This is a genomic window from Natranaerobius trueperi (assembly GCF_002216005.1).
Classification (GTDB): domain Bacteria; phylum Bacillota; class Natranaerobiia; order Natranaerobiales; family Natranaerobiaceae; genus Natranaerobius_A; species Natranaerobius_A trueperi.
Genome location: NZ_NIQC01000107.1, coordinates 1 through 329, shown reverse-complemented (window position 1 = coordinate 329; position 329 = coordinate 1). Strand labels below are relative to the sequence as shown.

Here is a 329-nt window from a genome sequence, read left to right as displayed (position 1 = left end):
TCTTTTGACCTTTTGATCGCCTGCTGGGCGTTACGATTCGGTCTGAATCCAAAGCTACTATCAGAAAATATCGGTTCAAATATTGGTTGAAGTACTTGTACTAGTGACTGTTGTACCATGCGGTCCAATAACTGTTGGGACACCAAGAAGCCTTACCCCACCATCAGGTTTAGGTATTTCTACTCGTCTGACTGGATGGGGGTTGTACTTCCCACTTCTCAAACTCTCTAGAAATTCATCCTTGTTCTCTTTTAGATATGGCATTAACTCATCGACTGTCATCCCGTCAACACCTGCTGCACCTCTGTTTTGCTTTACTCTTTTGTAAG

Annotated in this window: 1 pseudogene; it reads right to left on the bottom strand. The window is 43.2% G+C overall.

Annotated elements, in window-relative coordinates:
* Window positions 1-329: pseudogene (locus CDO51_RS13320) on the bottom strand (reverse transcriptase domain-containing protein); the annotation flags it as partial.